This window comes from Vibrio gigantis (genome assembly GCF_024347515.1).
Lineage (GTDB): Bacteria > Pseudomonadota > Gammaproteobacteria > Enterobacterales > Vibrionaceae > Vibrio > Vibrio gigantis.
Map to the genome: position 1 here is coordinate 142,994 of NZ_AP025493.1, position 14,199 is coordinate 157,192.

Sequence of the window (14,199 nt, forward strand, 5' to 3'; positions counted from 1 at the left end):
ATAGGCCAAAGCTAAATTGATTAAAACTAAATCGACCAAAGCTAAATAGAATTATTCGAACGATAAGATATGAAAACGTAAGAGCTTCACTGTTCTTGCGTTTTTTTGTTTCTGACCGGCTATCTGACGAGTATGTTTCGGTCTGATGTTCTGCCAATGCTGGTTAATGGAAATGCAGCCCTAAACACCATTAACTGGACAGCAAACACCAGCCAAAAAATAACCTGCTATTAGTAGCAGGTTATTGATTGGAGTTCTTTAATGGTTACGAGCTGATGTATCCTTATACTTCATTGGTGTCAGGGAAATTAATGTCACCACTATTTAGATCGCTCCAAATGACGACTTCTTGCCCAGCTTCACTTTCAAATCGGTAGCCATACAGAGAGCCTGTATCGATATTGCTTTCGCGATAGATGTCTTGAAGTGATTCGCTCATTTCTAAGTGGCTCTCAGTGAGTTGCCAACCCCAACCAGATACATCAATGCTACTCGCTCCGGTACATACGAATTGTCCCGCAGTATCACCAGCCGTATTATTAGCAGCAATTTTATCCAAGGCGAGGGCGAGCTCTGTATCACTGGAGCTGATTTTTACCCCTTCAATCTCTTGGAATGTATTGTTCGACATATCAATCATTTGGCTTTGGTTGTCGTTGCCGACGACTAAAACATCGAAGTCTGAACCACCACTAAAGTGAACGACACCAACCTCACCGGATTCGAGTTCGTTTGAATCAAATATGAGTTGGTCGTTACCCGCACCACCATAGAGTTGGTCAATACCATCACCGCCGTCGAGAATGTCATTACCAACTTGACCAAATAGGGTGTCGTTTCCGGAATCACCAGATAGGTTGTCGTCGCCAACGCCACCGTCAAGGGTGTCTGAATTGTTGTTACCGCTTAGGGTGTCGTTGCCGTCACCTCCAGAAAGGTAATCATCGCCAGAGCCTCCGGACAGTTTATCATCGCCACTTTCGCCATACATAATATCGTTGCCTCCGTTTCCAGACAATGTATCGTTCCCTTCTTCTCCGAATAGGAGATCGGCAGAGCCGCCACCGGAGAGATTATCGTTGCCTGTGCCGCCCCAAAGGGTGTCTTCGCCAGAATCACCACGTAACGTATCGTTTCCTTCTCCACCTTTAAGGGAGTCGTTACCGGAACCTCCTGAAAGGTAATCGTTACCTAATCCGCCAACGAGAGAATCTTGGTCGTTTTGTCCGTACATGGTGTCATTGCCGTCACCACCTTCGAGGAGATCGTCGCCGTCCCCTGCATACAGTTTGTCGTTATCGGAACCGCCATAAAGGTTATCGTTTCCAGACCCAGAGGATAGAGTATCTGCTCCGGCATCACCGTGAAGGGTATCACTTCCACTGGCTGACGTGATCGAGTCGTTACCTTCACCGCCGGTAACCGTACTGCTACCCGCAGTAATGCTGATAGTGTCACTGCCTTCACCACCATCTATAGTATTTACATCACCAGTAGCTGTAATTGAGTCGTTACCGTCTCCACCTGCGATACTAACAATACCACCACCTGTAGAGCTGATAGTGTCAGCACCTTCACCGCCGGCTACGGTGTTATTCGCACCGGTTAGTTTTATGGTGTCCGAGCCTTCGCCACCTTCGACAGTATTGTTGTCTGATGAGTCTTCAATATAATCGTCACCAGTACCGCCGAGTAAGGTATCTGCACCGGAACCACCAAGCAGAATATCATCTCCCGAATCACCGGAAAGGGTATTGGTGCCACTTTCTGCGGTCAACTTATCTTCGCCATCGCCACCGTGCAGTTGATCGTTACCTGCACCGGAGTAGAGTAGGTCGTTTCCGGCATCACCCATCAATGTGTCGTTACCGTCACCGCCAAAAATAAGATCGTTATCGTCGCCACCGGAAACGGTATCATTACCTTCTCCTGCATCAACGAAATCTTCTCCTACGCCGCCAGATAAATCATCGTTACCTGAACCACCGTACAAGTTATCGTTACCTTCACCACCAAAAGCGGTGTCAGCGCCGGTTCCGCCAAATAGGGTGTCATCACCAGTACCTAAATTGACTTGGTTGCTGCCGGATTCGCCATAAACGGTGTCATTACCAGAACCTGCGTCGACGGTATCTACGCCATCGCCAGCAAATAATGTGTCATCACCACCGGCTCCAGTGATGGTGTCATCATCGGCACCACCATAGAGGGTGTCACTAGCGTTACTTCCTATCAGAGTATCATTACCGTCACCACCGTAGATGTTGTGGCTTCCCGTAGCTGCTGCTGTGAGGGTGTCATTCCCTTTTTCACCTAGGATCGTATCTTGACCGTCATCGGTGATAATGTCATCACCGTCTCCGCCAGCTAGGAAATCGTATCCTTCACCACCGACGAGTTCATCATTTCCAGAACCACCAAAAATAGCATCATTCCCACTGCCACCTTGGATGTAGTCAGCGCCAGCGCCTGCGTCTATATGATCATCACCTGAGCCTGCATCAATGGTGTCGTTACCATCACCAGAGTAAACTTGGTCGTTACCTTCACCAAGGGTGACATTGTCACTATTTACACCACCATAAACGATATCGTCACCAGTACCGGTATCAATTGTATTGCTGCCAGACTCTCCATAAACGGTATCAGCACCTTCGCCCGTTGTTATGTTGTCGGTCCCTGAGCCTGCAAATACGGTATCGTCCCCAATTCCTGATGAAATAGTGTCGTCTCCCGAGCCTCCGGAGAGTAGGTCATCTTCAGTAGAACTAATTATCGTATCATTCCCACTGCCGCCATATATCTCACTACGTCCTGTGCCACCGTCGAGTAGATCGTTACCTTCGCCTCCGACAAGGACATCATCTCCACTCCCGCCAGTGAGAGTATCGTGCCCGGCATCTCCAACCAGAGTGTCGTTACCTTCGCCGCCAGATATCGTATCGTTACCTTCACCGCCTAGGCCGACATCATTACCGGTTCCAAGAGTTAATGTGTCATCTCCGCCATTACCTTCAACTATGTCGTTACCGGCATTCGCAGTGATATCATCGTTTCCTTGACCACCATGCAGATTGTCAGACTCTTCCGAACCCAGGAGGGTATCCGCACCGCTACCACCGTATAGCTCACTTGCATTAAGACCTGCAATTAACGTGTCGTCACCGCCTTCACCAAAGAGTTGGTTATTACCTTGTGTTCCTTGAAGGGTATCGTCACCTTCACCTGCAAAGATTTGGTCATCACCGCTACCAGCAACAATGGAATCGTTGCCCCCGCCAGCGAATGCTTTGTCGTCGCCTTCACCAAGATTGATGGTGTCCACGCCGCTTCCAGTAAAGACTGTATCGTTGTCAGTACCAGACTCTATAATGTTGTCGCCGCCTCCGGCATAGATGGTGTCACTTCCTGTTCCAGAGGTGATGAGATCGTCCCCAGAATCTGTGTACATCAAGTCGTCACCAGATCCAGAATTTATTACATTATCACCAGCACCTGCGAAAATCGTGTCGGCACCGTCACCGGAATCAATGTTGTCTTTACCTGAGTCGGTGTAAATCGTGTCGTCTCCAGAACCAGACGTAATTTGGTTATCGCCGGTTTCACCAAATACAGTATCCGAACCTTCACCTGTATCGATAATATCGTCACCGGAACCTGCGAAAACGAGATCATCGCCGCTACCGGTTGTGATGGTGTCGGCACCTTCATTTGCGTGAATGACATCATCGCCATCGCCGCCGTCTATTGTGTCATCACCTAAGCCACCATACAGTTGGTCGTTCCCAGCGCCCCCAGACAACGTGTCATCGCCGGCATCACCATATAGGGTATCTTGGCCGTCGCCGCCTGATAAGTTATCGTTACCGAGTTCGCCAACTAATGTGTCGTCACCTTCATCACCAGTAACAACATCATCGCCATCACCGCCAAGTAAAAGGTCACTGCCTTGGCCGCCTGAGATTAAGTCATCACCAGCTCCCCCTAATACGAAGTCATCGCCAGCGCCTGCGATAATGTTATCAACACCGTCTTCACCATGAATCTCATCATTACCGTCATCACCGGATAGGTAATCGTTACCTTTACCACCAAACAATTTATCGTGACCTTCACCGCCATACAGGGTGTCAGCGCCATCGTCGCCAATCAGGTCATCGTTGCCTTTCCCCCCATGGATCGTATCGTCGCCCATCTCACCCATGAGTAGATCGTTACCATCGCCACCATGAAGAATGTCGTCGCCATCAGATCCGAGTAGAGTATCATCGCCAGAACCGCCATCGAGGTAGTCATCACCGTTCCCCCCGACTAAAACATCGTTTCCATCTTCGCCATAAAGCGTATCGTCATTGATGTCGCCGTCTAGAAAATCGTTTCCGGTACCACCGTAGATCGTGTCGTCACCTTGTTGGCCTTTAAGAATGTCATCACCGGCCCCGCCATCAATTGTGTCGTTATAGATGTTACGAACGTCAATGTTCATATCATCAATTTGGGTGATGGGTTGATTGTTGTCATCAAGGAAGGTAAATGTGACTTCACCAGAGTCACCGAGTGAGGACTCTGGAATATCGGTATCGATGCTGACAAGACCGTTAGCATCGACTTGAGCGATTTGTGAGGCGATCACAGTACCATTTTCGTCTGTGAGTTGAACGGTAATTGAGCTGTTGCTTTCAAGTCCAGCGACTGTTGTTGATGTGTTGACAGCTTGGTTAACAGCAAAACTATCAAGTCGAATTGTGTGTGATGATTGCTGGCCGTTTGTATTGTTGTCGTAGGTATAAACGGTTTGAGATTCACCCCATGAGTCGTCAGTATTGATTGGGGCTTCAGCCGTCTCTCCTGTATCGTATTCAACATCACCTAATACGGTGTCTGCGCCTTCACCCGCTAAAATTGTGTCGCTGCCTTCACCCGCAGCAACGAAGTCATCACCCGCCAGTGTGCTAATTTGGTCGTTGCCAGCTCGACTATTTACTGCGTCGTCTTGATCTGTACCTACAATGAGATCATCGTGTTTAGTTCCTTCCATAACCCGCCTCCTAGCCATTATTGTACGTACCACTTATCGATATTTGTGTGGGATCTGTTTGTGTGGTTTTGATTGCATATGTTGGTTGTATTCAAAGATTAGTCGGATTGCGGATGTTTTCCATTAATTTCGTTAATTAAATCAAATCAATAACTAATGGATTAGAAAGCAAAACTATAGGCTAAGGTGATGGCACCATCTTTAAATCTGCCTGTGTTCTCACCGCGTTCAGCACTGTTCCAACGGTTTCCTGAATAGTTGTTGTACTGCAAAGTAATGGAACCTGGTCGCCAGTCAAAATAGCCAAAGCCGTAAGTGAAGTCAGGATTCCATGGTTGTTGCTGGTTTTTATCTAGGTAATAAAAAGCAGTGCCATTGACGTACCAGTTTCCCCAAATGGAATATTTACAGCCAAGGCTAACCGTTTGGTGGTTGGACTTATATTCGATAGAGGCTAAATCGAAATATTCGGGAGTGAGGTTGTAGTCGACTTGGCAACCAATAGCGCCGTCGTCGGTAAATCTAAACCAATCCACGACAGGAGAGGTTATCGGGAACTTCCAGCCAAGAGACCAAGTGCCTTGGTTGAATTCAGTTCTGTTTTGTCCAGGTTCTGGATTGAACCGGTTGCCACCATAGTTTGAGTAAACAAGGCTTAACGTATATGGACGCCAATCACTGTAACCAAAAACATAGGTGAAATCTGGGTTCCATGCTTGCTGCTGATCGCTGTCCAAATAGTGATAGAAAGTGCCGGAAATAAACCAAGCCCCTGCGATGGTATATTTCAGTGAGAGTGTTGCGGTTTTATTTAGGTTGGTGGGGCCTTGAGTGCTTCCCGCGGGTAGGTTTGCAGACTCTGTTTCGGCCAAGGGTTGATGATAACCGATGTTGCCACTTAATCCATCAAAGAGCTCTCTCTCTTCCCAATCGGCATATGGGAATTCAAACGAACTGCTCACACCTTTCCAAATTTCATCAATTTCTGAATCTGTGGGTATGGATGTTGAAGTGTTTGAAGGTGTACTTGCTGTGATTGTATTGCCGTTATCTGTTTTCGGGGCGTGAGGCGCTGTATTGGCCAAAAAACTGTCTGCTGTTGCATGGTTTGCAACCACACCAAGCAAGATTGTTAAATTCCATCCTTTTGTTAATGTCATTTTTAACAATTCACCCCTATTAATAGTGCTAGTTACCGCACATCATTAACTTAAAAGAAACAAAAACATAAGAAACAATTTGCAAAGCAATGAGTTGAGTCTAACCTAAAGTAATAAGGCGTGCGAACCAAAGCTAAAAATAATAGTTAATGTACGCATTTGAAACGTCAGTTAAAGGCTTAGGGTTAAGAATGAAAGACATTCTATTGGTGGACGATAATCGAACCATTCTTATATATATGAGTTCGGTTCTTAAAAAACGCGGTTATCGAGTGCACACTGCATCCGGTGGTGAAAAAGCGCTTGAACTGCTGGCTAGTAACAATGATATCCAACTCGTACTTAGCGATTGGATGATGCCTGGAATGAATGGCTTAGAACTTTGCCGTGAACTTAAGTCCCAAGATTACAACCGCTACATCTTTTTTGTCCTTTTGTCTTCGAAGGGTGACGAGGCCTCAATTATCAATGGTATTGACGCGGGTGCGGATGATTTCATCGATAAAAAAACCTCCATCGATGAACTTGATGCACGTGTGAGAGCGGGTTTCCGAACCCTTGCTTTACATAACGAGGTCGTTGACAAGAATACTGAACTTGATAAAGCGTACGATACGATTAAGCGTGATTTAGATTCCGCGAGTGATCTTATTCGTCACATCCTTCCTAAAACCAAACATTTCGCCTGTGTTGAGTTGAGTTACATTTCGATACCTAGCGCTCAAGTTGGCGGAGACATGCTCGGCTACATGCAACTAGATAAAGATCACGTGGCGTTCTATCTATTTGATGTTGCGGGTCATGGTGTTTCTTCTGCACTGATGTCCTTTTCGGTACAAACCAGTTTGTCTGTTTTGAACGGCAATGCTTCTGTCGTTCTTAAGCATGATGGAGACAGCACTCAAATTTGCCCACCACATGAAGTGGTATCAAAGCTCAATCAAATGTACATGAGCAACGACTCAAATATTCTCTATTTCACAATGATTTATGCCGTGCTTAACATCAAAACGGGATTGATGTCGTATTGCTGTGCTGGTCACCCTCCGTTGGTTTGGTACCACGGATCTAAAGGTAATGCCGAGCTAATTGGTCACGATAATTTTGTGGTTGGTGCTTTTGATGAGGTGGAATATCAAGCTGCAAATATTCAATTAGAAGCCGGGGATAAAATATGGTTCTACTCCGATGGAATCACTGAAGCTGAAAATGGTGAAGAACAATTTTCAGAAGAGGGTTTGAAAGATGCGATTGAAAAGTTGCAGCACTATCCAACCCAGCAGCAAACCGAGTTATTAGTAAATAATGTCAGAAATTGGCAACACAATGAAAGCTTCCAAGATGATGTAAGTGTTTTGGTCGCAGAATGGAAAGGGCCTCAAGAAGGAGACGCCGAATGCGATATGAAATTAGTCAACAAGGCAACAGCACAGTTCTTCAAGTAAATGAAGAGCGATTTGATGCGAAGCTTGCCCCTGAGTTTAGAGAAACAGTAGAAAGCTTAACTCCAGAACTGTCACAGAATGTGGTGCTAGATATTACTAACGTCAAATTTATGGATAGCAGTGGTCTTGGTGCAGTGATGGGTGTTTACAAAATGTTGAGAGACAAAAAGATCGCTGTCGCAAATGATCAAAAGCCAGTTTTGGATCTGTTCAAGTTAACGCGTATGGATCGGTTGATCAAAACGTACACCACTGTAGATGAAGCGTTAGCTACGGCAGTTTAGGGGGATAAAATGAAAGGAATGATTCTAGCTGCAGGGAAAGGAACTCGTGTCAAACCTATCACTCAGTCGTTGCCTAAACCCATGATTCCAATTCTTGGGAAACCCGTGATGGAATCGATGATTGAGCTGTTTGCTCAACACAATATTAATAAGCTTGTTATTAACACGAGTCACCTTGCTGAGGTAATCGAAGGTTACTTTGGTGATGGCCATCATTTTGATGTTCAACTTTCGTATTCCTATGAAGGCGAGCATGTTGATGGCGAATATCGAAGTAAAGCATTAGGTTCAGCCGGTGGTATGCAAAAAATACAACAGTTTTCCGGCTTTTTCGACGAGACATTCGTTGTGGTGTGTGGTGATGCTTGGATAGATCTTGATCTAACAGAAGCGGTTCGTAAGCATAAAAAGAATGGCGGTATTGCCACCATCATTACCAAAAATGTGATGTTAGATGATGTCGAAAAATACGGCGTTGTTGTGACTAACGACAAAGGACTAGTTACTAGCTTCCAAGAGAAACCGCCGAAAGCTGAAGCCATGTCTACTCAAATCAATACCGGGATCTACATTTTTGAGCCTGCTATTTTTGACTATATCCCTAAAGAGGGTGAATACGATATTGGTAGTGAACTCTTCCCCATGTTAGTAGAAAAACACGTCCCATTTTATGCCGTAGAGATGAATTTCCAATGGTTAGATGTAGGGAATATTACGGACATCTGGAGTGTTACTAAGGATATTCTTGATGGAAAAGTCCCTGGTTATCGAATTCCCGGAACTCAAGTAAAGGCTGGAATCTGGGTAGGAATTAACTCTGTTGTGGATCTCAACAATTGTAGCTTAACGCCACCAGTGGTTATTGGTAGCGGTTGTAAAGTCGACACGAATGCGAAGGTAATTGGCCCAGCGTTAATTGGTGCAAATTGCCAACTTGATGCGGGCAGCGTTGTTGAAGAGTCTCTTATATTCGACAACATAAATGTTGAGTCAGGTGCCCATATTAAGCATCAAACCATTTTTGGCAATTACTGCATTGGCCATGACGGCGTACAAAATCATGATTTGAAATGGCATAACCTAAGAACGCATGCAGCACACAACCGTGTCTCGGATATGTTGAATAGCATGTAGATAAGGAGGGACTCCATGTTGGAGACATTTGAACAGGCATATAAAAGTTCTCTCGAAACTTCTCGTCAGGTCGCTTTGGAACTTCACGCATACTGGGCAGAAGTCGGGATATCCCCTGATCTAGCCTCACAGTTGGAGCTATGTGTTGTAGAGATGGTTAACAACACTTACATCCATGCTTATAGCGAGCAGGAAGGTATGCCTGTCAGGGTCAAATGCTTACTTGAAAGCGATTCTAGTTCGAAGAAGTTGTGCATCGACATCATCGATCAAGGAGAAGCAATGACAGAAAGTGAATTGGAAAAAGCGTTGTCCAATGAATTCGTGGATATGGACCCTAGTGATGACTCAACATGGACGACGTCTGGACGCGGCTTTTTGATTGTATCGGCTTTGATGGATGACATCAGATTACAAGTTGAGGGTGGATATAACTGTTTCATGATGACTAAGGAGTTGGTTGAAAGTGATTTGATCGACAATGTTCATTCCCCATAAATTCAGGGAAAAGAAACATTTGGCTAGAGAATAAAATAATAGGGAAATGAGCAAATGGACAATTATTTTCATAAATTCGAGCATCGGGTTCCGCCCGAACCTGTACCTCACAGTGTGCCTAGAGAGCTTCTATACCAATATTTGGCAACCTGTAACTTAACATTAGGTTTATGGTATTTGGGTTGGCGTTGGATGTACGCGCTAAATTATGATGCGCTGTGGTTCTCTCTACCTTTAGCTTTTGCTGAGTCATGTGCTTTTATTGGTTCAATTTTGTTTACATACAACCTTTGGAAGCTTGAAGATGAGCCTAAAAAGGCGCCACCGCACAAGATCTCGGAATGTATTTCAAACAGTGAGGAAGACAGACCAATCAGTGTTGATGTCTTTTTCCCTAGTTACGATGAAGAACCAGAGTTGGTAAAACTGAGTATTCTGGATGCTCAAAAAATCCGTTATCCTCACGATATTGATATTAAGATATTCATTCTTGATGATGGTAAGCGACCTGAAATGGAAGCGATGGCTAAAGAGATGGGTATTGGCTACATCACTCGTGACGGAAATATTGGATTTAAGGCTGGTAACTTACGAAATGCGATGGAGCGCACCAGTGGTGACTTCGTTGTTATCTGTGATGCGGACACTCGTCCATTCCCAACCATTCTAGAGAATACACTTGGCTACTTTAGAGACCCAAGTGTTGCATGGGTTCAAACACCGCAATGGTTCTTTGACTTACCAGAAGGTGAGCGCCTTCCTGACTTTCTAACCAGAAAAGTAGGTAAGTGGGCAAGTCCAATCGGTCGAGGTATTGAGCGTTTTTATGGCCCGGTTACCCTAGGTGAAGATCCATTCGTCAACGACCCTCAAATGTTTTATGACGTGATTCAACGTCGACGCAATTGGGTTAACTCCTCTTTCTGTTGTGGCGCTGGTTCGATACACCGCCGTGAAGCCGTCATGGAAGCTGCGCTTAGAGCATACGCGGAGCAAATTACCAAAGAACAAGATGAAATTGAAGCACAAATCCGCCGTTTGACCAATGAGAAAAAAGTTGAACAATCGGTGTCTGATAACCTACGTGATGAGATCTTGTTCGACACTGAGTTCACACCATATAAATTTCATGTGTCTGAGGATTTATATACTTCTATCGTTTTACATTCAGATAGAGAGCGAAACTGGCGTTCGGTGATGCATCCTAATGTGGAAAGTAAGATGTTATCTCCGCAAGATTTACAAACTTGGACTGTTCAGCGCTTTAAGTATTCAGGTGGTGCGATTGATATTTTCATGAACGATAACCCGATATTTCGTAAAGGCCTGACGCTAAAGCAGAAGTTTATGTATGGTGCGAGTTTTTGGTCCAACCTGTCGGCAATTTGGAATATCGTTTTCTTAGCATGTCCGATCATCTATTTCCTAACTTCTATCGCTCCGGTAAGTGCATATGACGTGACTTTTTATCTTCACTTTCTTCCGTTTGTATTGACGGCGGAGTTGGCGATGATGATAGGGACGTGGGGGGTTGCTGGCTACAAAGGCAAAACTAACTTCTTGTCCTTCTTCCCTGTGAACTTAAGAGCTCTATGGACGGTACTTCGAGGGCGTAAAGTGAGTTTTCCTACCACGCCTAAGGAACGTCAAACTGGTAACTTTTTTAAACTTGTTATTCCACAAGCTGCCGTATTTGGCTTGAGCCTATTTAGCTTAGCTTTCGCATGGATTGGCCATTCAACAGGCTCATGGGGAAACTACTCATTTGGCGGACTTGTACTAAACACATTTTGGATTATCAATAACATGCTTGCGATGTGGGGAATGATCGCAGCTGCATTCTGGGCACCACCTGAAGAAAGTGAAGGTGAAGAAACTACCAATTCAGAGGAGTTGAAGTATGGAGTTTAATAAATCTCTGGTGAATGCTCGCCATCACATAGTATTTATTCTAGGGCTTGCTACGGCACTAATCATTGCCTTCAGTATTGAAAGCCGTGAGTCAGGACGTGTTCTGGGGAATATCACCTTTGAAATACCTGAAGATATCCCGTTTAAGTCTTCGCGAGTATTGTCTGAACAAGAGTTTGAATGGGCAAATGTTGCTTGGCAGTACTTTGAAAACAATTATCAAGAAAACACCGGATTAGTGAATTCAGTAGATGGCTACCCTTCAACAACTATGTGGGATACCGCTTCTTACTTAATGGGGCTAATTGCTGCAGAGAAGATCAATATTATATCTTCAGAAGAGTTTGACCGACGTATGGAGAAAGCTCTGACTACGTTGGCGAGGCTTCCGCTTGTTGATGGCTTATTGCCAAATAAAGCTTACAACACACAAACGTTGCAAATGGTGGATTACGCGAACAACCCTGAAGAAAATGGCATTGGTTGGTCTGCCATTGATATTGGTCGAATTTTAGTGCCGATGAATATCATGATTTGGCAGTACCCTAAGTTTAACAAGCAAGTTAACGATGTTTTGAATCACTGGAAAGTGAGTGCAATGTTGAACGAAGGCTACATGTTTGGTTCTCGTCCATCTAGTGTTGACGGCAAAATGGAGCTTGTTCAAGAAGGTCGAATCGGTTACGAAGAGTATGCATCAAAATCGCTAGCACTTATGGGGCGCGATGTATTTAACTCAATGAAATATATAGATTTCTTAGATATGGTTGATATCTATGGGGTTGAGATTCCTACCGATAAGCGTGACCCTTCTAAGTTCCACGCGCATAACTACGTGGTGAGTGAGTCTTACATATTGGACGGTATTGAATTTGGCGCAGATAGCGTATCGAAAGTGTTCGCACATCGAGTCTTCCAAGCTCAAGAACGACGTTACGAAGATACGGGTATCGTGACAGCGGTCAGTGAAGATAACGTAGATGAAGCACCATACTTTGTGTACAACACCGTGTTCTCTGATGGCGAAAAATGGAACGCTATTTCAGACGATGGTAAAGATCAATCTCACCTTAAAACACTATCCACGAAAGCAGCCTTTGGCTGGTATGCACTCTATGATTCTGATTATACCGATGTGCTAATCAATGAAGCATCAACGTTGTATTCAGATGAAAAAGGCTGGTATTCAGGTCGCTATGAGATTGATGGTAGAACGAACAAGGCGGTAACAGCAAACACCAACGGTATTGTGTTGGAATCTTTAGCGTATATAGAAAATGGACCACTATTGACCATCGGTGAGTTGAAATAATAAGAAGGAATTTATATGCGAACGATTAGTGTTGGCTTGATAACTCTTGCAATCGTTGGTTGCGGTAGTAAATATAATCAATTCTCAGATGATATTGTTGAAAGAAATACACACTGGACAACGCCACAACCACGTTCTGGAGAGCTAACAGAGCAAGAGATGGATATGGCGAGGATTGCTTGGAAGTACTTTGAAAATAACTACCAAGAATCAACAGGGCTAGTGAATGCGGTAAATAATTACCCGTCAGTTACATGGTGGGATGCGGCTTCTTATTTAGCGGGCATGACGAGCGCCTATGAGTTAGGAATCATTGAGAAAGAAGAGTTCGATAAACGATTGGTACGTTTTCTAACTACATTGAATACGCTTGACTTGTTTAAGGGCGAGCTACCAAACAAAGCCTATAATACGCAAACAGCGGCAAAGGTGGACTATGGTAACCAACCGGGTGAAATTGGTTACTCGGCGCTGGACTTAGGCCGCTTGATGATTTGGCTCTACATAATCAAACACAAATACCCAGAGTTCGCTACAAGCATCGATTCAGTTCTATTGCGTTGGAACTACTGTAACGTAGTTGATGAGAACGGGACTATGTTTGGTGCATTACTAGAACCAGGTAAAGAGGTTCAGTATCTTCAAGAAGGTCGTTTAGGGTATGAAGAGTATGCAGCTAAGGGGTTCGAACTATGGGGGTTCGATACCACACAAGCTGCAATGGCTGAGCCTTATGCCACTATAAACCTGTTCGGTTATGACGTGCCTTACGATACTCGTGACCCAAGAAAACTCAAAGCTCATAGTTACGTTGTAACTGAGAGTTATGTGTTGGACGGTATCGAGATGGGTTGGGATTTAGTCGAAGACCGTTCGCCACATGACAACAATTATTCACATGAGTGGATCGCTGAGTTTGCTCTTCAGATTTACCGAGTCCAAGAAGAGCGTTATAAGCAAACGGGTATCATTACTGCTAGAACCGAGCACCAATTAGCAGGAGCCCCTTATTTCGTTTATGACACTATTTATACTGATGGTTTTGCTTGGAATACCATTTCAGAAGTCGGTGAGTATCTACCTCAGTATTCAGCTGTTGCGATTAAAGGCGCGATGGGTATGTGGGCTCTATGGGACACACCATATACAGATCTGTTATTTGATCATGTTTCGACTGCATATGACCGTGAAAAAGGGTTTTATGAAGGTATCTTTGAAAATGGTACCGGACTTATTAACACGTTCACGTCGAATAATAATGGTATTACCTTAGAAATCTTATTGTACAAAAAGCAGGGTAAGTTATTGACCTATAAAGATGACTTAGCGCCGAGCTTATGGGAGAAAGCGTTGGAGTCGCCGTTTGGCTATGAAGGCCAATGTCTACCTCGTAAAAAGATTGTACCCGTAGAATAAG

The 14,199-nt window shown here is 44.6% G+C and carries 9 protein-coding genes; 7 read left to right on the plus strand and 2 right to left on the minus strand.

Features of this window, described 5'->3' with window-relative positions:
- Positions 1-283 precede the first annotated feature (283 nt).
- The gene (locus OCV56_RS16765) at positions 284-5,038 is read right to left on the minus strand and encodes a calcium-binding protein (RefSeq protein WP_086713856.1); all 4,755 of its coding nucleotides are present in this window, start codon (positions 5,036-5,038) and stop codon (positions 284-286) included.
- A gap of 161 nt (positions 5,039-5,199) precedes the next feature.
- A complete protein-coding gene (locus OCV56_RS16770) occupies positions 5,200-6,198 on the minus strand; it encodes a hypothetical protein (RefSeq protein WP_150330732.1) in 999 nt (332 codons plus the stop codon).
- Positions 6,199-6,389: 191 nt separating this feature from the next.
- Here OCV56_RS16770 and OCV56_RS16775 point away from each other — a divergent pair, with 191 nt between their 5' ends.
- Genes OCV56_RS16775 through OCV56_RS16805 form a run of 7 tightly spaced genes read left to right on the plus strand, consistent with a single transcriptional unit; the run spans position 6,390 to position 14,198 of the window.
- Positions 6,390-7,643 carry a PP2C family protein-serine/threonine phosphatase gene (locus tag OCV56_RS16775; RefSeq protein WP_086713978.1) on the plus strand — a complete coding sequence of 418 codons (1,254 nt, stop codon included), beginning with the start codon at positions 6,390-6,392 and terminating at the stop codon, positions 7,641-7,643.
- Positions 7,595-7,927, plus strand: coding sequence for an STAS domain-containing protein (locus OCV56_RS16780; RefSeq protein ID WP_086713858.1), 333 nt, complete (start codon positions 7,595-7,597; stop codon positions 7,925-7,927). Before OCV56_RS16775 ends, OCV56_RS16780 begins: the two co-directional genes overlap by 49 nt.
- A 9-nt stretch (positions 7,928-7,936) precedes the next feature.
- Positions 7,937-9,061 (plus strand): sugar phosphate nucleotidyltransferase, encoded by a 1,125-nt coding sequence (locus OCV56_RS16785; protein WP_086713859.1) that lies wholly within the window; start codon positions 7,937-7,939, stop codon positions 9,059-9,061.
- Positions 9,062-9,076: 15 nt separating this feature from the next.
- Entirely contained in the window at positions 9,077-9,559 is a 483-nt protein-coding gene (locus tag OCV56_RS16790; RefSeq protein WP_086713860.1) for an ATP-binding protein, read from the plus strand.
- A 54-nt stretch (positions 9,560-9,613) separates the two neighbouring features.
- Positions 9,614-11,470, plus strand: coding sequence for a glycosyltransferase family 2 protein (locus OCV56_RS16795; protein WP_086713861.1), 1,857 nt, complete (start codon positions 9,614-9,616; stop codon positions 11,468-11,470).
- Positions 11,460-12,782 carry a DUF3131 domain-containing protein gene (locus OCV56_RS16800; protein WP_086713862.1) on the plus strand — a complete coding sequence of 441 codons (1,323 nt, stop codon included), beginning with the start codon at positions 11,460-11,462 and terminating at the stop codon, positions 12,780-12,782. Before OCV56_RS16795 ends, OCV56_RS16800 begins: the two co-directional genes overlap by 11 nt.
- Before the next feature lie 15 nt (positions 12,783-12,797).
- Entirely contained in the window at positions 12,798-14,198 is a 1,401-nt protein-coding gene (locus OCV56_RS16805) for a DUF3131 domain-containing protein (RefSeq protein WP_086713863.1), read from the plus strand.
- Position 14,199: the final 1 nt, after the last annotated feature.